The following is a 19577-nucleotide window of genomic DNA, read 5'->3' as shown; positions in this document are numbered from 1 at the left end:
AGGAGATGGAAATGCCGGACAGATCCGTCACGGCTCTGCTCACCGCGGTCATGGCGGTGTCGATGGCACAGCTCTTCCTCGTGGGGGCGCTGGGCCCGCTGCTGGTGGCGCAGGCGGTGGTCCCCCGCGGAGTGCTCGGCTGGACCACCACGGCCGGGTTCTGCGTCGCCGCGCTGCTGTCGTTGACGGCGGGTAGGTGGGTGGATCGCCTGGGTGCGCGACGCAGCGTGGTCGTGCTGTCCCTCGTGGCGGCGCTCGCGCTGGCCCTGATCGGTACGTCGGTGAGCACACCGGCCCTGCTGGCCGCGCTCGCGCTCGGCGGCCTGCCCCAGGCGCTGGCCAACCCCGCCACGAACAAGGTCATCGTGGCGTCGGTCGACCCGGTCCACCGGGGCGCGGTGACCGGCTGGAAGCAGTCGGGTGTGCAGGTGGGCGCCTTCGCCGCCGGTCTGCCGCTGGCCGCGCTGGCGGGGTGGCTGGGCTGGCGGGGTGTCATGTGGGCCGCGGCGGGGATCGCGCTGGTCATCGCCGCCTGGGCGGTACGCCGCCTGCCCGCCGACCCCGTACCCGGAAGCACCGGCCTGCCCGCCGACCCCGTACGTGGAAGCACCGGCCGGGCCGCTCTTGTCCGGGTGCGGATCGGCAGGCTGGCGGCGTTCTCCTTCCTGCTCGGCTGCGGCATCGCCGCGGTCAACACCTACCTGGCGCTGTACGGCGTCCAGGAGGTGGGGCTGACGCCGGTCGTGTCGGCCTGGCTGGTCGCCGTCCTCGGTGTGGCGGGCATCGCCGGGCGGGTCGGCTGGTCGCGGCGGGCGGACCGGTCCGGCCGGGCTCCGGCCTACCTCGCGCTCCTGGCCGCGGGCGCGTGCCTGGCCGCGCTGGTGGTCGGCGCGGCCGCCTGGGTCCCCGCGGCGGTCTGGGCGGGGGCGACGGCCATCGGGGCCTTCGCGGTCGCCGCCAACGCGGTCACGATGGTCGTGGTCATCGGCCAAGCGGGCAGGGGCGCCGCGGGACGCGACTCCGCGCTGGTCTCCTCCGGCTTCTTCGCCGGGTTCGCCGCCGGTCCACCGGCCTTCGGGCTGCTGATCGACGCGGCCGGGTACGGCGTCGCGTGGCTTCTCGTGGCCGCCGAGTTCGCGCTCGCCGCCCTGGTCGCGCTGCCGCTGCGGAGCCGGGCATGACCTGGGCCGAGCGCACGCTGGACGCGGTGCTGGATCGGGCGGCGGTGACGGACGCGGCGGTGGGCACCCGCTGGCCTTTGTTCGCCGACCCGGAGACCGGCGTCTGGACGACCACCCGTCGCGGCTCATGGACGGGCGGCTTCTGGGCCGGGCTGCTCTGGCTGCGGGCGGCACTGAGCACCGACCCCGCCGGCCGCAGTGCCGCCCGCACCCGGACGGCCGCCCTCGCTCCCTGGATCGAGGCCGACACCGCCACCAGAGGCATGATCTTCTGGTACGGCACGGCCTTCGCCGGACCGGAACTCAGGGAACGTGCGGCGGAAGCCCTGCTGGCCGCCTACGATCCCGTGCTCGGCATCGTCCCGTGGGGCGCGGCGTTCGGCGGCCCGCGCGACCTCGCCCGCGTGGACAGCCTGCCGGGGCTCGTGCCGCTGCTCGCCGGCGCGGGTGAGCGCGGCGTTCGTGCCATGCGCAGCCACCTCGGCCGTCACGTGGACCTCGTGACGCGTGGTGAGCGGCCGGTTCCCGCCTGGCGGAGCATGCCCGGCGGTGAATGGGCGCCGCACCCCGAACCGCCGGCAGGGTGGAGCCGGACGGTGCCGTGGCTGACGCTCGCGCTCGCCGACGCCGCGCACGCCGACCCGCCGCTGCTGAGCCAGATCCCGGAGACGCCGGGCCCTTCGTCCGATACCTCCGCAGACGCGATCGAAGCCGTCGGCCTGCTCAAACTGGCCGCGCTGGCCGACGGCGACACGGCCGGCCGCCTCCGGGACCGGGCCGCACGGACGCTGCACGACCTGGTCGCCGGCCACGTCAGGGACGGCCGGCTGCTCAATGGCTGCTACGACCTTCATCGTGGCGTCGCCACGCGGCACGAGCTGGTCTGGGGTGACTTCTTCCTGGCGCTGGGCCTGGCCATACTCACCGGCGCGATCGCTCCCTTCACCTGCTGAGAACCGTCTCGAGGGCGCGCGCGAGCGCGGCCGCGGGATCCGCGGGCGGCGAGGCGCACCGCCACGCGACGTGATCGTCGGGGCGGACGAGGAGCGCGCCGTCGTCCCCGATGCCGAGCGCGCCGGCGACCCCGGCCTCGACGGAGTGCACGCGCATGGGAAGGTCCGCCGCGTGCCACGCCTTCGTCTCGGGCCCGGACAGCAGGGTGAAGCCGGTGCCGACGAGGTCGAGCGTGGACACCCGCTCCTCGCCGGTCCACAGGTGCGGCAGGCGATGTCCCGGCCGCGCCGTGGGACGGTAGACCGCGACCGGGTCGTCGAGCGCGGGCGGCTCGCTGCCGTCGGGCACGACCGCGGCGCCCGGCCGATCGTAGGCGTAGCCCAGCACCAGGCCGTCACTGGGCCGGGACGTCGGGCGCGGGCCGGTGACTCCGGGCAGGACCAGGGTGGCGTCGAGTGAGGCGAGCAGGCTGCGGCGGCTCTCGGCGACCGTGTCCGCGCCGACGGGGCGCCGCTCGGCCTCGTAGCTGTCGAGCAGCCCCGGACCCGCCCACCCGCGCACGACGGCGGCGAGTTTCCAGGCGAGGTTGTCCGCGTCCTGGATCGCGCAGTTCATACCGAACCCGCCGTAGGGCGTCATGGGATGCGCGGCGTCGCCGGCCAGGAAGACCCTTCCCATGCGGTAGCGGTCGGCCAGCAGCGCGGGTGCGCTCCACTCCTGCGTGGCGAGCACGTTCACGTCCAGATCCGGTACGGCCGCCGCCCGCCGTACCAGATCGGTGAGATCGCCGGCCGCGGGACGGGCAGGGTCGTGCACCAGGTTGAACAGCCACCTGCGCCGGTTGTCGACGGTCATGAAGGCGCCGGTGAGCTCGGCGCTGGCGATGGTGTAGACGAGGCTGAGGCGGTCGGCGACGTGCTCGCGCAGGTCGGCCTCGAAGAGGATGTTGAGGTTGCGGCTGAGTTCGGCGTCTCCTGACATGCCGATGCCGAGCGCCCGGCGGGTGAAGCTCGCGGCGCCGTCGGCGGCTATCACGTAGGAGGCTCGGATCGTGTCGCCGCCGGACAGGGTCACGGTCACCCCGGCCGCGTCCTGTTCCAGGCCGGTGACTTCGCAGCCGAAGCGGATCGTGCCGGGACCCAGCGACTCGGCGTGCTCGCGCAGCAGCGGCTCCAGCACGTCCTGGGAGCAGATCGTGGTGAAGGTCGGGCTGAGCGCGGCCCGCGCGGGATCGGGCAGGTTGCTGTTGCGGACGTGGTCCGGGGCCGTCAGCGAGGTGCCGAAGAAGAAGTGCAGCCCCTCCTGCCTCGGCACGCCCGCCGCCACCACCCGGTCTTCGAGGCCGTAGCGGCGCAGGACCTCCATGGTGCGGATGCTCAGCGCCCGTCCTTTCGGGAACGCCGAGGCGCCGGGATGCCGCTCCAGCAAGAGGGACGGCACCCCGAAGCGGGACAGGGCGATCGAGGCGCACAGCCCGGCCGGGCCACCGCCCACGATCAGGACCTCGGTCATCCGAGTACCTTCTGCAGCGCGTCGGCGTTGGCCTTGTACATGCCGATGAGGTCGTGGTCGTCGCCGGGGAAGTTGTTGATGACCACGCGCTTCGCCTGGACGTTGCCGAGGGCGTCACCGGCGGGCATGGCGGAGTTGTCCAGGATGATCGTGGGCTTCTTGGCTGCCAGGTCGGCGAGCTGGGCGGCGGTGGGCGGCTGCGGGCCGTACACGCCGGCGGGCTGGACGCCGGTCAGGTCGGCGGCCCAGGCCACGAACGCCTGGGAGACGATCACGGGCGACTTGCCGGCCAGTTTTCGCTTCAGCGCCGCGTACTCGGTGTCGAAGCCGGACGTCCACGTCCTGGCCGCCTCGGTGGTGCCGAACTCCCCTGCCAGCCGGGTCACCTCGGCCTTGACCTTCTCGGGCGAGTTGTCGAGCGCGACCTCGATGACCTTGGCCTTCGATCCGGCCGCTTCCTTGAGCTTGCCGGCGAATCCCTCGAAGGCGGCGTACAGGACGATGTCGGCTTCTGCGACCTTGGCCAGGTCGGACGGTTTGGGGTCGTAGTCGGGCGCGTGGCTCACGCCGGGCGGGACGATCACCGTGACGTCCTTGGCTCCGGCCGCCTTCGCGAACCCGGCCTCCCAGCTGGAGGCGGCCACGACCTTCAGCCCGCCGCTCTCGGCCGTGGAGTCCTGGCCGCAGGCGGTCATGGCCAGCAGCACCGCCGCGGCCAAAAGGATCTTCTTCATCGCTTGACGCCTTTCAGATGGAGGAGCAGGGTGCCGATCCCGCCGACCAGGACCAAGGTCGGGCCGGGCGGGAGGTCGAGCAGCAGGGCGAGCACGAACCCGCCCAGGTTGAACAGCAGCCCGAAGACGACCGACCAGGCGATCATCGACGGCAGTGAGCGGCCGATCCGGCGGGCGGCCAGCGCGGGCAGCAACGTCAGGGCGTCCACCAGCAGCGCGCCGGTGAGGCGGATGGCCGAGGCGATCGCCAGCGCGATCACCACCAGCAGCACCAGCGTCAGCCTCTCCACCGCGACGCCGGAGCACAGCGCGAGCTCCCGGTCGTGCAGCAACAGCGCCAGGTCGCGGCGGCGCCAGAAGTACAGCACCGGCACGATCACCGCCAGCGCGGCCAGCGCGGCCACGTCCCACGGCCGTGTGGCCAGGATGGAACCCCACAGCAGCTCGAAGGCGCCGTTGGCGTTGACGCCCGAGATCGACAGCACGAGCAGGGCGGCGGCGATGGCCAGCGTCATCAACAGCCCCATGGCTCCCGACAGGCCCGTGCTGCTGCGGGCCAGTGGTGTCAGCGCGCCGCCGGTCAGGGCGCACAGCGCCAGCGCGCACAGCAGCGGGTCGAGGCCGGTCAGCAGGCCGATCGCGATGCCGAGCAGGGCCACGTGCATCATCGCGAAGCGCACCGGCATGATGTCCAAGCCGACGATGAACACCCCCACGATCGGCAGTCCGATCGAGCCGAGCAGCAGTGCCGCGAAGGCGAGCTGGACCGACGGCAGGGCCAGGATGTCGCTCATCGCACCTCCCGCAGGCGTCCCGCGGCCATCTCGGCGACCCGGTCGCAGGCGGCGGCCACCACCCGGTCGTGGGTGACGACCATCACGGCCACGGGGAGGGCGGCCAGCACGGCCGCGACCTGCTCCTGTCCGGCGAAGTCGAGCGCCGCCGTGGGCTCGTCGGCCAGCAGCAGCCGGGCGCCCGCGGCCACCTGCCCGAGGGCCCTGGCGAGGTAGGCGCGCTGGAGCTGGCCGCCGGACAGGGTGGACAGGGGGCGGTCGAGCAGCTCACCGACGCCCAGGTCGGTGGCCGCCCGCCGGGCGTGCGCGCCGTCCCTGCCGCTGTCGAGGAGCTCGCCGACCAGCAGCGGGAAGCGGCCCGCCGCCTGCCGCTGCGGGATCCAGGCCACCTCGGCCCGGCGCCGCCGCCAGTCGGCCTGGGTGCGGGCCTGCTCGCCGTACACCTCGATGCGGCCGGTGACGTCGCGGTGCAGGCCGAGAACGGCGCGTAACAGCGTGCTCTTGCCCGAGCCGTTGGTGCCGGTGACGGCCAGGTGCTCACCCGGAGCGAGGGCGAGGTCGACCTCGCTGACAGCCGTCAGCCCGCCGTGGCGGCAGCTCACGGACGACAACGTCAACGTCGTCACGCGAGCCACCCCCACGCAGGGGGATGGAACATGAGAGAACTCCATGAGGAGGAGCCCGGACCGCGCTCACGGCGGCCGGGTACAAGGAGATGACGCGTGGCCCTACCTGGGGCGACGCATGCCAGATGACCTCAGGGCGCCGTCATACGGCGCGGCGGAGGGCCGGCGGCCCGCGGCGGTGAACCGCCTTCGTGAACGCCGCCGAGCGCCACGGGCCGGTCCGCACCCACGGCACGACCTCCCACAGCCCGGCCCCGGTCTCCACCGGAACCGGTGTGAGCCACAGCAGCAGGCGCAGCGGCGCGGCCGCCCAGAGCCGCAGCGCGGTCCACATCGCGCTCTCGCCCTGGTGCAGCCACCATCCGCTCAGCAACGCCAGCATGAGGTGGACCAGGATCATGCCGACGTTCAGATGACCGCCGTGCCCGGTCTCGACCTCCGCGGCGGGAGCGACCCGCGCGAACACCTGGTGCAGGACGAGCTGCACGACCACGGTCGCGGCGAGCAGGCTCTCCCGCGACCGCTCACACCCGTTGACCGCCAGCGCGAGCAGGTACGGCGCGGCGAACCCGAGCAGCAGCGCGGGCAGCGAGATGAGGCCGCCGCCCGCGAACGCGTGACCACCGGCGGAGACCAGCACGCAGACCGCCGCGAAGGCGGCCGCGCGGATCACGCGGAGAACCGGAGTCACGGCCCTATCCTGTCAGGCGGATTCACGGGTGAGAACCCCGCCGGTGAGCGGCGTCGCGGGTTCCTCGAACGCTTCAGGAAGGTACGCGCCACCGGCGGGTTGCCGGAGACCACGAACACTCATCGGGGGCCGCTCACGATCGGAAGCTGATCGCGTGGCCGCAGCCGGCGGGGCGGGGCGAACCGGTGCAGTTCGAGGATCGGCGGCAGGGGGACCAGCCCGGGACCGCCGGCGTCGATCCACGCGGCCACGTCGGCGGTGGCGGCCTCGTCGTTGACCAGGGCCAGCCACACCGGACGGCCACCGGCCGCACGTCCCTGAGGTGTCGGCTGCACGATGACGACATTGGCCTGGTCGCACACGTCCAGGCAGTCGGTGACACGGACATCGGCGACCTTCGCCAGCTCACTGATCTGCCGATCGTGGTCGAGCGCGGGCACCTTCCGCACGCTCCCGCAGCAGCAGTCCCGGCACACGGTGATCCTTTTCACGGGTTCCTTCCACGCAACGGCGGGCGCGCCGCACGCGCCCGCCGGCTCATCGATGGCGCGATCAGCAGCGTTCGCCGCCGCCTCCGGCCCGCCAGGTGTAGCAGGCGGGGATCATGACCGGGTTGAGGGAGATCAGGCGGACGCTGCGCCCGATCGGGTTGGGGAAGTCGACGCCGACGCACCACGGCTTGGGTTCGTCGCCACTGCAGTTGGGGCTCTCTCGCTTGATACGCAACGCCTGCGCGGTGAGGTTCATGTGGGAGATGACGGCGCCGCCATGGCCGCCCCAGGTGTCGACGGTGTAGGTGGTGCCGCCGTTGAGCTGGTGGGCGTTCCAGGAGCCGACGGTCATGTCCTGGGTGTTGCAGGGGTCGCTGGCGTTGGTGTCGAAGTAGGCGCCGGGCAGGTTGCTGGACCATCCCAGGCCGCCGTGGCGAAGGATCCAGAAGTCGTTGTCGTTGCAGCCGCCGTTGACCGACAGCACCTTGGTGTCGTGCTCGTAGGCGTAGAAGCTGTGGCCGGAGCCGTAGGCGCCGTTGCTGTTGCTGAGGCCGAAGAAGGAGTGGCGGATGCCGCGGTGGCCCTGCTGGTTCAGCGCCAGCGTCATGCCCCGGTCGGGCACGTCCAGTTCGGCCGCGGCCGCGGCGCTCATCGGGCGTGGACGGACTTCGCTCACCTTGCCGTCGACGATCGCGACCGGGGTGGCCGCGGGGGCGGCGGTCCGCGCGGTGACGTACCCCTTGAGCGCGCCCGCGATCGGGGCGGCGTCCGCGGCGGGGACGCGCAGCGCGTCCACGTACAGCGGCTTGCGCCCGCTGAGGTTCCAGGTCTCCTCGAACTTGTCGAGGGCGCGGGCCACGCTGCCTTCGGTGGCCAGGTAGCCGCCGCGGAACTCGCCCTGATCGCCGCCGAGAACCTCCAGGCCGTACCCGGCCGCGGTCCGCCCGACGGACGTCGTGATCTCCAGCGCCTGCCGTAGCTGGCCGATGGGGGTGGGCGTGAGCGTGAGGACGAGGGTCTCAGGCGCCTCGGCGGCCTGAGCGGTGGGGGCGGCGAACGTGGCCATGACGGCCACGGCCGCGACGGACAGGAATGATCGACGTACTAAGCGCATTACTCTCCCCGTTCTTGCCTCGGACACGGACATATCGCCCGGGGCATGCCGGTGGGAGTACTACATGGAGGGTGCGCTGTCGTAGGCGCCACGCTCCGCTCCTCTCCGGGGAGATCCGCCCCAGGTCGTCGAGGAGGCGAGCGCGTGAGTCTCCTGGCTCTCGGGTCGATGCTCGTCCCCGCCTTCCCACCCCGGTCTGGGGCGGTGGCGTCGTGGGGATCCGCTCGCCGATCACAGTGGCGGGACCGCGCCGGATTCGCACCGGCTTCCTCAGTCCGCGCTCGCCTTTACCCAGCCATCATTATCAGGGTGCGGGGTGTATGTCACGATGGATCCCGAAGGCGAACGCGGACGAGGAAACCGGTGTGATTCCGGTACGGTCCCGCCACTGTGACCGGTGAGCGAACCCGATCAAGCCACTGCCCGCGAGGGTGGGAAGGCCGGGAGAGCGATGACCCGGGAGTCAGGAGACTCACGCGGTCGCCTCCTCACGAACTGGGGCGGATCTCCCCGAGAGAGGACGGTGGCCGTGCGCGTGCCCGCAGGTCGTCTCGTGGTGATCCGGTCCCGCCGTCCGCCGAGGGCGCCGTCGAGGAACGGTGGCCCCGGCCTTCTCCCGGAGATTATGGATGAAGGGTTTTTCCCGCCCGCTCACCGGCGGTGCGCTGCTGCTGTCCCTGTTACTCACCGGCGCCTGCGGCGGCGCGGTGACACCGGCGACTCCGACGTCGGCCGAAGGCAGGTGCGTCACCTCCTACGACCCGGCCAAGGACTACTTCCCGGTCAAGCAGACGCTCAGGCACGCTGCCAACTTCACCCTGACCTACGCCAAGCACTACCAGACGATCACCGTCAAGCAGCCGGCGCCCGGCGCCAAGCCGGAGACGTACGTGCTGCTGCGCTGCGGCACCCCTGACCCGAAGGTGGCGGGCGCGACCGTGGTCGAGACGCCGATCGAGTCCTTGTACTCGGCCTCGACCACGCACCTGCCGTTCGTCACCGGCCTGGGCGTGCTGGACCGGCTCAAGGGCGTGGCCTCGGCGGGCTTCATCACCTCGGCGCAGGTGCTGGAGAAGGTGAAGGCGGGCGCGATCACCGAGTACGCCAAGGGCCAGGAGATCGACACCGAGAAGGTCATCGCCGCCAGGCCGGGCGTGCTCATGACCGGCGGCACCGAGGACAAGGCATACGGCCCGCTCCGGCAGGCCGGGATCAAGGTCGTCGCCAACGCCGAGTGGCTGGAGGCCACCCCGCTGGGCCGCGCCGAGTGGATCAAGCTGATGGCCGCCCTGACCGGCACGGAACAGCAGGCCGGCCAGGTGTTCGACAAGGTCGAGGGCGACTACCGGTCCCTGGCGGACAAGGCGAAGGCGGCCACGGCGGTGCCGGTGCTGCCGGGCCAGATGTACCAGGGCCAGTGGTCGGTACCCAACGGAGGAAGCTACGTCGCCACGCTGATCAAGGACGCGGGCGGCACCTACGCCTGGGCCGGCACTTCGGGCCCGGGCAGCACCACGCTCGACCTGGAGGCCGTGCTGGCCGAAGCCAAGGACGCCAAGGTCTGGCTGGCCACGGTCAACGAATGGAAGAGCCTGGCCGACGTGGAGAAGGCCGACGCCCGCTATGCCAAGTTCGACGCCTTCGGCGCCGGCCAGGTGTGGTCCTCGAACAAGACCCTGGGCCCCGGCGGCGGCAACGACTTCTTCGAGCGCGGCGTCGCCCGGCCCGACCTCATCCTCGGCGATCTGGTCGCCATCCTGCACCCGGACCTCGCGCCGGGGCACGAGTTCGCCTTCTACCAGAAGCTGACCAGGTGACCGCCCTCACCCTGTCCGCGGCTCCGGCGGCCTACCGCCGCCGGAGCCTGGTCCTGGGCGCGCTCACGCTCGGCGTTCCCGCCGCGTTCGCGCTGGCGGTCACGCTGGGGTCCACCTCCATCCCGCTGGACGCCGCGCTGTCCGCGCTGGCGGGCGACCCGGGCGTCGACCCGGGCGTCCGGGAGATCATCTGGACGGTACGGCTGCCGCGCGCCATCACCGCCGCGCTGGCCGGGGCGGCGCTGGCGGCGGCCGGGGTCCAGATGCAGACGATGTTCCGCAACCCGCTGGCCGAGCCGTACATCCTGGGCGTGAGCTCGGGCGCGAGCCTCGGTGTCGCGCTGATCATCGTGGGCCTGGGCGGCACGGTCGGCACGTTCACCGCCGGGGTCTCCGGACTGGGCCGCGCGGGCGTGGTGGTCGCGGCGTCGGCGGGCGCGGGGGCGGTGCTGGCGCTCGTCCTGGCGTTGTCGCGGCGGGTACGCTCGGTGGTGACGCTGCTGGTCGTCGGGGTGATGGTCGGCTCGGCGGCCACCTCGGTCATCACGCTCCTGCTGGTCTACACCGACCCGCAGCGGGCCCAGCAGTTCATCAGCTGGGGCCTGGGCAGCTTCGCCGGGACGACATGGGCGGATCTCGCCCTGTTCGGGCCGGTGTGCGCGGCCGGGCTGGGCCTCGCGCTCGCCGGGGTCAAGCCGCTGAACGCGCTGCTGCTGGGCGAGAACTACGCGCGGACGATGGGAGTGCGGGTACGGCTGACCCACACGCTGACCCTGGCCGTCGCCTCGGTGCTGGCCGGAGCGGTGACCGCCTACTGCGGGCCGGTCGCCTTCCTCGGCCTGGCCGTACCCCATGTCGCGAGACTGCTGCTGGGCACGGCCGACCATCGGCTGCTGATGCCCGGTGTGGTCCTGCTCGGCGCGGCCACGGCCTTGCTGTGCTGCGTGGCCACGCAGGCGCCGGGCAGTGGGGTGGTGCTGCCGCTGAACGCCGTCACCACGATCATCGGCGCGCCCGTGGTGATCACCGTGCTGCTGCGCAGCCGCGCGGCCAGATCGGGGCTGGGGATATGACGACGGCGCTGCGACTGCGCGCGGTGTGCGCCGGATACCCGCCGCGGCGGGGACGACCCGGGCGGCGCGTTCTGGAACATTTGGACGCGAGCGCCGAGCCGGGTGAGCTGACCGTGCTCATCGGGCCCAACGGCAGCGGCAAGTCCACCCTGCTGCGCACCATGGCCGGGCTCCAGCCCGCGCTGGCGGGCGAGGTCCTCCTGGGGCACAACGTGATCGGATCGATCCCGCTCGCCGACCTGGCCCGGCTCCTGGCGATCGTGCTCACCGAGCGCGACCTGCCGTCGCTGCTGTCCGCGCGGGAGGTGGCAGGGCTGGGACGCCACCCCTACACGGGGTTCACCGGACGGCTGAGCCCGGCCGACCACGCCGTCGTCGCCTGGGCGCTCGATGCCGTGCACGCCGCTCACCTGGCCGAACGTCCGGTGAGCGAGCTGTCGGACGGCGAGCGGCAGCGGGTGCTCATCGCCCGCGCGCTGGCTCAGGAGCCGTCGGCGATCCTGCTGGACGAGCCGACCGCCTTCCTCGACGTCACCGCGCGGGTCGCGCTCATGGGACTGCTGCGGGCCCTGGCGCGCGAGCGTGGGCTGGCGATCGTGGTCTCCACGCACGACCTGGAGCTGGCGCTCCGGGTGGCCGACCGGGTCTGGCTCGTCGGCGCCAAGGGCACGCTGCACACCGGCACGCCGGAAGAACTGACCGAGCAGGGGCTGATCGGCGAGTCGTTCGACGGCGACGAACTCGCCTTCGACCGGCGGACAGGAGTGTTCATGCTGCGCCCGGCAGACGCGAGGACGGTCAGGATGCCCGCCGATCCCCTGCTCGAACGCGCGCTGGCCAGAGAAGGATGGCGCGCGGACGCCGCCGGACCCGCTCTGCTGGCCATCGACAGGACCGAGGACGGCTACGCGGCCGCCTTCGACGGACACACGCACCGCTTCTCCGGCATCGCCGAACTCGCCGCCTGGGCCCGCCGGGCGGGAGCCGAGCCCGGACTGCTGCCCGCCGACCCCACCGTGGTGGCCGAGGCCGCCGCCGAGGTCAGCGCGGTCGGCGGCTACTTCGAGCTGGAGACGGCACCAGGCACCGACGGCTGGCGGCCCTTCAGCGACCTGTTCACCGACCCGTCCGCCCTGGCCGAGCGCATCGCGTCGGTCGCCGAACGGCTCGGCACCGCCGAGACCCGGGTGGCGGCCTCCATCCTGTTCCAAGGGCTGGCCGCGCGGTTGTGGTCGCCGGTGCTCGGCGCCGCGATCGCCCGTGACCTGCTCCTGGAGCTGCGAGACCCGTACTGGCGGCCCTCACCCAGCGGCCCCCTGCCGCTGCGGCTGCCGTCACCGACCGGCTGGCACGTCGCCGACCCCGGCCGGCTCGCCGGCCCGATCTACCGCAACGTCGTCGGCGACCTCCTCGAACCGCTCGCCGACACCGTCCGCGGCCTCGTCAAGCTCGCGCCCGGCCTGCTGTGGGGCAACGCCGCCTCCTCCCTGGCCGGGACGGTCCGCGCCCTGGCCAGGCACCAGCCGGAACTGACCGCCCACGCCGTGTCGCTCGGCCGCGAGCTCCTCGACATCGGCGTGCTGCGCGAGACCGGCGAACTCGCCGAACCCGCGCCCGGCCAGCCCTTCTTCGTCCGCCGCAGCTGCTGCCTCTACTACCGCCTTCCGGACGGCGGCAAGTGCGGCGACTGCGCCCTCGTCCCCGACCACACCCGCCGCGAGCAGTGGGCGCGGCAGATAGGAGACGCGTCGTGACCTACACCGTCGTCGAAGAACACGGCAACGGCACCCTGCACGTCTGGCCGCTGCCGACCGACGAGAAGAGCCTCCTGGAGCTGGTCACCTTCTTGTTCGAGCGGCACTGGGAGCACATCTGGTTCGGCGTCATCGTGCAGGGCGCGGCCTGGGAGGTGGCCGCGCCCAACGCGCCGGAACGGATCAGCATGTACGACGGCTACGTCACCGTCGACTTCGGCCGCTGGCACTTCCACCTGTGCATCGGCGAGCACACCGCCGGCGGGCCGGAACTGGGCGCCATCCGCCGGTGCGCGCGGGCCGAGATGTACCGCCGGGTCGGCGACGACGGCAGCCCGACCTCCTGGGGCGTGCGGCTGTTCAACGGGCGCGACGAACAGCTGATGACCGTGCTGCTGCCCAACCCGTTCCTCACCGACCGCCAGCAGATCCTCGACCCGCCCGACTTCTCCCGCCTGGCGGCCTGGGATGAGCTGCGCGCCACCTATTTCAGCCTCGATCCCGATCCCCTCGACCGCGCCGGAAAGGGGTTCAACCACGGCTGACCAGGGCGGCGCGCTCGCCTGGGGTGAGCGCGCCGCCGTACAGGTGGAGGCGAGGACGACCTGATCGGCCAGCCGCTCGACGGTCGCGCGGACGCGGGGACCTCCGAGCCGGTGTCGTCCACCAGGGCGGCCACCACTGTGCGGTTCGGGCCGGGTGTTGAGGCCGTCACCGTGCCCGGTCACGAGCATGTGATCACGGTCGTGAACGACGCCCACGACAGGCTGGGCGGAGCACCTCGTCGACCCGGAAGGGCCGGTCAGACGCCCAGGGTCATGGTCAGCGTGTAGCCGTCGGCGGTCGCGGTCATGGCCGGGACCAGCGTGTCCGGGTCGTCGGTGCGGCCATAGACCATGTCGTCGGCCAGCTTCACGGGTGCGAGGCCGTGGCGGCTGTAGGGCTCGCGCCCCTTGGCCGCCTCGACGACGTGGTCGGGGAACAGGATCTGCGTGGTCTGCACCATACTGCCGCCCTCGTAGACCAGGCCGACCTGGCCGCCCTTGTGGACCTTGACGTGGATGTGGGTGACGCGGTCGCCGTACCAGCCGGGCAGGATCGTGGTGAAGCGGGCGACGCCGTCACCGCCCGTCACCTGGACGCCGCGCAAGAACGTGCGGTCGTCGCCCACGCCGTCCTCGGGCGGCACCGGCTCGCCGGGCGACTCCCCCACGAAGCCGGAGTAGTAGCCGTAGGCGTCGCAGTGCCAGATCTCGACGGGCGTCCCGGGCATGGGGGCGCAGCCTCGCCCCACGTCGACCACCGTGAGGGCCATGTCCAGGACGAGGCCCGGCTTGCCTTCCCTGATGTCGCGGCGGACGAACTGCCTGGACAGGTAGTACGGCCCCTCGGTGGCCTCGGGCGTGGTCAAGCAGACCGCCGCCGACGAGCCCGGGGCCGCGGCGGGTGCTCGCGGGGTGTCCTCGGCGGCGCACGCGCCGGTCAGCCCTGCCGCCGCGATCGCGGTCAGGACTGTTCTGCGACTGGGTTCCATGCTCTCCACCGTGCGCTTCACATCTGAGAGCCCGATTTACGAAACGGCGTCGTCGCGTATCGTCCGTACGCTGCGGAAGGCCGGCGATCTCCCGGCGGCCGAAGACCAGCAGGTCACCGCTGACCGGCCTGCGCGGCGGCGACGCCGATCGCGCGGGTGGTAGGTGGCGCTCCGCATCCACCGTTACGGCGAGCCCGGCGCGATCCGCACCGGCAGCGCGGTGAGCGCGCGCACGAGCCCCGGCCTCCAGGTGATCTCTTCCGCCGGTACGGCCGGCCGCAGCCCCGGCAGGCGTACCAGAAGAGTGTGCAGGGCGATCTCGGCCTCGGCCCTGGCCAGAGCGGCGCCGAGACAGTAGTGGATGCCGTGCCCGAACCCCAGATGCGCGTTGTCGTGCCGGTCGAGCATCAGCTGGTCCGGGCCGGCGAACCGGCGCGGATCGCGGTTGGCGGCGGCGTTGACGATCTGCACCACCTCACCCTCGGGGATGGCGACGCCGCCGATCTCGACGTCCTCGAGGGTGAAGCGCATCGGCGAGATCTCCGCGGGACCGCTGACGCGCAACATCTCCTCAACGGCCACCGCCATCGCCCCGGCGTCACCGCGCAGAAGATCGGCCCTGGCGGGGTCGGTGAGCAGGATGAGGGCACCGGAGCCGATCAGGCTGACGGTGGTCTCGTGCCCGGCCATCAGGATGCTGATCGCCACCGAGGTGAGTTCCTCGTCGGAGAGCCGGTCCCTGGCGTGGACCAGCGCCGACAGCAGGTCGTCGCCGGGCTCGGCGCGCTTGGCCTCGATCAGCCCGCCCATGTACGCGACCAGGCCGCGCGCGCCGGCGGCGATCCCGTCGAGGTCGGCGGCCTGGAGCGCGGCCGACCACGAACGCCAGGTGTCCTGGTCGGCCTGCGGAACACCGAGCAGCTCGCAGATGACCCTGATCGGCAACGGGTAGGCCAGCGCCTCGATCAGGTCGGCCTCCTCGCGGCCGGCGAGGGCGTCGACGAGCTCGTCGGTGATCTCCTGGATACGCGGCCGCAACGCCTGGACGCGCCGTGCGGTGAACTCCCGCGAGACCAGCCGGCGCAGCCGGGTGTGATCCGGCGGGTCGTAGGCGCCGAGCGTCCGCATCAGGTAGGGCAGGACGTCTTCGGGCAGTCCGGCCGCGGCGGCCACGTCGAGCTTGCCCTGCCGGGCCAGGTCGCTGCTGAACCGGGGGTCGGTCAGCACCGCCAGGCTCTCCTCGTAGCCGGTGACGAGCCAGATGGGCGTGCCGTCGACGTAGCGTCCCCGGACGACGGGCCCCGCCTTGGCGAGGTCGGCGAAGAACGCGTCCCGGTCGGAGGTGGTGAACAGGCCGGTGAGGTCGGTGCTCATACGAGTCCCTTCAGGATCGTGATGCTCGTGCGAGGCCCGCTCAGGGCCGTTCCTTTCGGACCTTGTCGTATGCGCTCATCACCCGCTCGTCGGAGAACACGCCCTTGGTGAGCATCTCGAGCGCGGTGCCGGAGAAGCGCAGGGTGGCGCCGGTCTCGGCGAGATCGTCCTCGCCGAGTGCGCGCGCCAGATGGGCGTGCAGCACGACGGGCGTCAGCAGCCAGCTGACATAGATGGCCGCGCGGGCGTGCGGGTCGGCGGCGGGCCTGACCCAGCCTTCGGCGACGCCCTGCTCCAGCCAGCGCTCGGAGCCGGCGACCATCGAGTCGAAGAGCGCCGCGGCGTCGGGCGACTCGTCGAGGAAGGCGCGGGCGAGGTAGCGCCGGATCGGCGTGGCGTCCTCGATCATCGAGCCGATTCGGCTGGTGTCGTCGAGGTCGGGGGTGGTGCCGTCGCCGCGCAGCATCTCGACCAGATACGCGTCGCAGGCCTTGCGAAGCCCGTCCTTGGATCCGAAGTGGTGCAGGACGAGCGCGGGCGACACTCCGGCCTGGGCGGCGATGGCGCGCACGCTGACCCGGTTGACGCCCTCGCGCCCGAACAGGTCGAGTGCGGCGTCCCGGATCCGGGCGCGCGCCGTGAGATCGGACTCTGAACGCATGAACAGCATGCTAAACAAACGTTCAGCCCTGGGCAACTCCTGACGCGCCATCTGGACCAGCCCGGCGGCGCGCATGCAGGGTCACCGCGTCGAGGTTGAACAGCGGGAACCCGTCGTTGCGCTTGTCGGAGGAGAAGCGGGGGCCGGCGAGAACGGTACGGCCTTCCTCATACCCGGACACCCACCATGCCTCGCCGCCGCTGGTGAGGCGGACCTTGGTGATCGGCGCCTGTTCGCGCAGCCGTTCGTAGGCGGCGGGCGGGGCGAACGGGCAGCCACGCTCGACCGGCAGCTTGAGGCCGGTGAGGCTGTTCGTCATGAAGGACCTCCCGGTGATAGTTCCCGTCAGTGGTGTTCATCGCAGGGTGAGCGGGGTCTCTGATGCGATGCGGGTCAGCTTCCGCGGGTTGCGGACGTAGTAGAGACCGGTGATGCGGGCATCCTCGACCCGGACCGCTATGACGCCGTCGATCTCGCCGTCCACGCGGAGCAGGAGCGCCGGGTTGCCGTTGACCATGGTGGGCTCGCTGGTGAGCGCGACCTGGGCCTTGCCGAGGCCGCTGACGATCATGCGGGCCACCTTGCCGGCGCCGGTGATCGGCTGCGGCACGGCCTGTTTGACGCCGCCGCCGTCGCTCACCAGGACGACCTGCGGGGCGAGCACGTCAAGCAGGCCCTGCAGGTCCCTGGTATCCAGCGCGCGCCGGAACGACTCCAGCGCCGCCCGGGCTTGGCTCGGGGAGACCACCTCACGCGGCCGCCGGGCATCGACATGCCGGCGGGCGCGGTGCGCGATCTGCCGCACGGCCGCGGAGCTCTTGCCGACGGCGGCCGCGATCTCCTCGTGACTGATGCTGAAGACCTCGCGCAGCACGAAGACGGCACGTTCGGTGGGTGAGAGGCGCGCTGGTCGCGCACCTGCCCCCTGCCGACCTTGACCCACCGCAGCCAGGTTTCCTGCAGGGCGTCTTCGGCGTCGGCGGCCGAGCCGAGCATTTCGTAGGCGATGGTGAACAGCAGGTTGCGGTGGGCGAGGAAGGCCTCGGTCGCCTCGGCAGCGCCGTCCATCCGGCCGCCGGCAGGCATCGGCCCGGCCGCGCCCGTCGTCGCGTCCCTGCGATCGTTCATACCTGGCTCCTGCCTGGTCCCCGCGGCTCCTGCTCTATGCACAAGGCGCCGGCGCCGACCGCTGTGTGACACCCGTGACCGGTGACACACGTCACAGGGCCGCGCTGTCACAAAGTCCGGGGCGCCGCCGCCGCATGGTCATCAGGACTCCACGCGAGCGATAGCTCTGGCCCCGTTGCGCGCCGCGCAACCGCAGAGGAAACGGGAAAGACATCATGAGCAAGGTCTGGTTCGTCCCGCGGCCTGGGCCGCAACTTCGCCGAGGCCGCCCTGTCGCGCGGCGACAAGGTGGTCGCGACCGCGCGGAACGCCGCCCCTGAACCAACCGCCTCGTCCCCCGGCGGCTGCTCCCGACCTGGCGACTCGAACAATTCCGAGCCGGCCGTCCCCCCAGCTGCCCCTCGTTCGTCGCCTGAGTACCCGAGAGGGGAGCTCCTGAGGAACGTCGTCGTCCACACCGTATGGAAAGGAATGCACATGAAGGGTAAGACCGCTCTCATCGCCGGCGCCATGTCGCTCAGCTTCATGGGATTGGCGGGCTACGGCTCCGCCGCCCATGCCGTCGCGGCCCCTGCGGCACCGCCCGGCGAAGAAGTCTCCTACGAGGTCGTCGGCGGAGTGGCCGTGCGGTCAGCTGCGTGTGCCAACAATCGCTTGTGCCTGTTCGAGCACGACGACTTCCGAGGACAGACCTATATCCAGATCAGGATGCCCGCCCCCGGTAGATGCGGGACCCTGCCGAACAGATACGACAACTGGGCGAGCTCTCACAAGAACAAATACAACCGGAAGATCCGGTTCTACGACCGCCGTAACTGTGCCGGCGCCTCGGGGTACGCCGCACGAGCCGAGAGCGAGGACAAGGACCTCACCAACAACGGCTTCGACAACAAGACCACCTCGCTGAAGCGCTGACGTGGCCCACGCAGACGATGCGATAGCGTCCACCGGGCACGGGAGATGATCGATCCGCTCCGGCGATGGAGCATCGCCCCGGCATCGGCGTTCCTCGCCGGAGCGGTCGCTGCCTGCTCGGCGGCACCGGTGGCGATCTCGCCGGCCCGGCCGCACACAGCCACCGCCCCGGAAGGCGGCGAGCAGGCCAGGAGGCTCACCCTCCCCTTCGACGCCTACGACTTCAGCCCGGCCGAGAACATGACCCTGGAGGTTGCCGAGGACCTGCTGGTCCGCGACTGCCTGCGGGCCCGCGGCATGGCCTGGCACGTGCTTCCCGGCCCTGCCGACAGCGAGAGCGAACCACCGCACCGTCGCCGTTACGGCATCCTCGAACCCGAGATGGCCGACGTGTTCGGGTACCACACACCGCCTGACCGGCCGGCCGTGGCCGCGCGCAAAGAGAACGATCTCGCACGGATGACGCAGGCGTCGCCGGACGTGCGAGAGGCCGCCGAGCGATGCCTCGACCGAGCGCGCGACCACATGTCGGCCGGGGCGCCGAAGGCCGACGCCAGCTTCTTCAACAAGACCATCTTCGCCTCCTTCGACGCCTCCCAGCGCGACGAGCAGGTCAGGAGGGCGTTCCGCTCCTGGAGCGCGTGCATGGCGGGCGAAGGCTTCCGCTATCCCGATCCGCTCGCAGCGATCACCGACGCACGCTGGGAGACGGGGCAACCCACCTCACAGGAGATCCGCACGGCCCAGGCCGACCTGAGGTGCAAGGACAAGACCGACCTCGTAGCCATCTGGGCGGCGGCGGAGACCCGCATCCAGAACGACGTCATCCGCAGCCACCCGGAGAGGTTCCAGCGGCTGAGGGCCGTCAAGATCCATCAGCTTGAAGTCGCCCACCGGGTCATCGCCCGCGACTGACCCGGCCCGGTCGATCGCGGAGCACTGAACGAACTACCGCTACAGGCGCGGCGGAACGATCTCGGCGCGGCAGAGGATCAGGCTCGGGTCCGCGACAGCGAGGGCATGGGCCCGGCGCGGACGCCTGGGCCCCGCCCGGCTGCCTGGTCCGCCGCCACGAGGACGGCCACCGGGCGTTCGCGGATCCGGCCCGGTTCAGCAGCGCCTTGGCGCCACCCCGTGGGCCCTGCGCCCGCCGAGTTGGCTACCGCCCCAGTAGCTCGTGAATGATCTTTAAAAGTTGACGGAGTCAGGCTTCAAGGGAGCAGG

At 72.0% G+C, this 19577-nt stretch carries 20 protein-coding genes and 2 riboswitches; of the genes, 8 read left to right on the top strand and 12 right to left on the bottom strand.

The window, feature by feature from the left end; translation table 11 throughout:
* Positions 1 to 11 precede the first annotated feature (11 nt).
* Both ACIBKY_RS44220 and ACIBKY_RS44215 read left to right on the top strand, forming a co-directional pair.
* Positions 12 to 1181, top strand: coding sequence for an MFS transporter (locus ACIBKY_RS44220; protein ID WP_397106800.1), 1170 nt, complete (start codon positions 12 to 14; stop codon positions 1179 to 1181).
* Entirely contained in the window at positions 1178 to 2134 is a 957-nt protein-coding gene (locus tag ACIBKY_RS44215) for a hypothetical protein (RefSeq protein ID WP_397106798.1), read from the top strand. Before ACIBKY_RS44220 ends, ACIBKY_RS44215 begins: the two co-directional genes overlap by 4 nt.
* Here the strand turns inward: ACIBKY_RS44215 and ACIBKY_RS44210 are convergent.
* The 7 genes from ACIBKY_RS44210 to ACIBKY_RS44180 form a co-directional block, all read right to left on the bottom strand.
* On the bottom strand, positions 2124 to 3647 hold the full coding sequence (locus ACIBKY_RS44210; RefSeq protein WP_397106797.1) for an FAD-dependent monooxygenase: 1524 nt from the start codon (positions 3645 to 3647) through the stop codon (positions 2124 to 2126). The genes ACIBKY_RS44215 and ACIBKY_RS44210 overlap by 11 nt on opposite strands.
* Positions 3644 to 4381 (bottom strand): metal ABC transporter solute-binding protein, Zn/Mn family, encoded by a 738-nt coding sequence (locus ACIBKY_RS44205; protein WP_397106795.1) that lies wholly within the window; start codon positions 4379 to 4381, stop codon positions 3644 to 3646. The genes ACIBKY_RS44210 and ACIBKY_RS44205 overlap by 4 nt, the downstream gene beginning before the upstream one ends.
* Positions 4378 to 5175 carry a metal ABC transporter permease gene (locus ACIBKY_RS44200; protein ID WP_397106793.1) on the bottom strand — a complete coding sequence of 266 codons (798 nt, stop codon included), beginning with the start codon at positions 5173 to 5175 and terminating at the stop codon, positions 4378 to 4380. Before ACIBKY_RS44200 ends, ACIBKY_RS44205 begins: the two co-directional genes overlap by 4 nt.
* A complete protein-coding gene (locus ACIBKY_RS44195; protein ID WP_397106791.1) occupies positions 5172 to 5801 on the bottom strand; it encodes a metal ABC transporter ATP-binding protein in 630 nt (209 codons plus the stop codon). Before ACIBKY_RS44195 ends, ACIBKY_RS44200 begins: the two co-directional genes overlap by 4 nt.
* 142 nt (positions 5802 to 5943) lie before the next feature.
* Positions 5944 to 6492 (bottom strand): hypothetical protein, encoded by a 549-nt coding sequence (locus ACIBKY_RS44190; protein ID WP_397106789.1) that lies wholly within the window; start codon positions 6490 to 6492, stop codon positions 5944 to 5946.
* A gap of 119 nt (positions 6493 to 6611) precedes the next feature.
* Complete coding sequence (locus ACIBKY_RS44185; protein WP_397106787.1) at positions 6612 to 6983, bottom strand: (2Fe-2S) ferredoxin domain-containing protein; 372 nt, start codon at positions 6981 to 6983, stop codon at positions 6612 to 6614.
* A 61-nt stretch (positions 6984 to 7044) separates the two neighbouring features.
* Complete coding sequence (locus ACIBKY_RS44180; RefSeq protein ID WP_397106785.1) at positions 7045 to 8097, bottom strand: hypothetical protein; 1053 nt, start codon at positions 8095 to 8097, stop codon at positions 7045 to 7047.
* A 146-nt stretch (positions 8098 to 8243) separates the two neighbouring features.
* Positions 8244 to 8370, bottom strand: a riboswitch (cobalamin riboswitch).
* Positions 8371 to 8396: 26 nt separating this feature from the next.
* Positions 8397 to 8592, top strand: a riboswitch (cobalamin riboswitch).
* A gap of 134 nt (positions 8593 to 8726) precedes the next feature.
* Between ACIBKY_RS44180 and ACIBKY_RS44175 the strand changes: the two genes are divergently transcribed.
* Genes ACIBKY_RS44175 through ACIBKY_RS44160 form a run of 4 tightly spaced genes read left to right on the top strand, consistent with a single transcriptional unit; the run spans position 8727 to position 13286 of the window.
* Positions 8727 to 9914 carry an ABC transporter substrate-binding protein gene (locus tag ACIBKY_RS44175; RefSeq protein ID WP_397106783.1) on the top strand — a complete coding sequence of 396 codons (1188 nt, stop codon included), beginning with the start codon at positions 8727 to 8729 and terminating at the stop codon, positions 9912 to 9914.
* Positions 9911 to 10987: an iron chelate uptake ABC transporter family permease subunit gene (locus tag ACIBKY_RS44170; protein WP_397106781.1), complete on the top strand. Its 1077-nt coding sequence runs from the start codon at positions 9911 to 9913 to the stop codon at positions 10985 to 10987. Before ACIBKY_RS44175 ends, ACIBKY_RS44170 begins: the two co-directional genes overlap by 4 nt.
* Entirely contained in the window at positions 10984 to 12741 is a 1758-nt protein-coding gene (locus ACIBKY_RS44165) for an ATP-binding cassette domain-containing protein (RefSeq protein ID WP_397106779.1), read from the top strand. Before ACIBKY_RS44170 ends, ACIBKY_RS44165 begins: the two co-directional genes overlap by 4 nt.
* Entirely contained in the window at positions 12738 to 13286 is a 549-nt protein-coding gene (locus tag ACIBKY_RS44160; RefSeq protein WP_397106777.1) for a hypothetical protein, read from the top strand. The genes ACIBKY_RS44165 and ACIBKY_RS44160 overlap by 4 nt, the downstream gene beginning before the upstream one ends.
* A 257-nt stretch (positions 13287 to 13543) precedes the next feature.
* Here the strand turns inward: ACIBKY_RS44160 and ACIBKY_RS44155 are convergent, their stop codons facing one another.
* From ACIBKY_RS44155 to ACIBKY_RS44135, 5 genes are all read right to left on the bottom strand, one after another.
* Positions 13544 to 14275: a hypothetical protein gene (locus ACIBKY_RS44155; protein ID WP_397106775.1), complete on the bottom strand. Its 732-nt coding sequence runs from the start codon at positions 14273 to 14275 to the stop codon at positions 13544 to 13546.
* A 183-nt stretch (positions 14276 to 14458) separates the two neighbouring features.
* A complete protein-coding gene (locus tag ACIBKY_RS44150; protein WP_397106773.1) occupies positions 14459 to 15649 on the bottom strand; it encodes a cytochrome P450 in 1191 nt (396 codons plus the stop codon).
* Between the two features lie 40 nt (positions 15650 to 15689).
* Entirely contained in the window at positions 15690 to 16310 is a 621-nt protein-coding gene (locus tag ACIBKY_RS44145; RefSeq protein ID WP_397106771.1) for a TetR/AcrR family transcriptional regulator, read from the bottom strand.
* 22 nt (positions 16311 to 16332) lie between these two features.
* Positions 16333 to 16629, bottom strand: a complete 297-nt coding sequence (locus ACIBKY_RS44140; protein ID WP_397106769.1) for a hypothetical protein — start codon at positions 16627 to 16629, stop codon at positions 16333 to 16335.
* Between the two features lie 36 nt (positions 16630 to 16665).
* On the bottom strand, positions 16666 to 17184 hold the full coding sequence (locus ACIBKY_RS44135; protein WP_397106767.1) for a sigma factor-like helix-turn-helix DNA-binding protein: 519 nt from the start codon (positions 17182 to 17184) through the stop codon (positions 16666 to 16668).
* A gap of 731 nt (positions 17185 to 17915) precedes the next feature.
* On the opposite strand from ACIBKY_RS44135, the gene ACIBKY_RS44130 reads away from it, so the two are divergent.
* Positions 17916 to 18353: a peptidase inhibitor family I36 protein gene (locus ACIBKY_RS44130; RefSeq protein WP_397106765.1), complete on the top strand. Its 438-nt coding sequence runs from the start codon at positions 17916 to 17918 to the stop codon at positions 18351 to 18353.
* A gap of 45 nt (positions 18354 to 18398) precedes the next feature.
* Positions 18399 to 19268 carry a hypothetical protein gene (locus tag ACIBKY_RS44125; RefSeq protein WP_397106763.1) on the top strand — a complete coding sequence of 290 codons (870 nt, stop codon included), beginning with the start codon at positions 18399 to 18401 and terminating at the stop codon, positions 19266 to 19268.
* Positions 19269 to 19577: the final 309 nt, after the last annotated feature.

Origin of the sequence: Nonomuraea sp. NPDC050394 (genome assembly GCF_044459065.1) — a bacterium.
Lineage (GTDB): Bacteria > Actinomycetota > Actinomycetes > Streptosporangiales > Streptosporangiaceae > Nonomuraea.
Note: the sequence above shows the minus strand (reverse complement) of the source record. Positions and strands in the feature narration are given on the sequence as shown.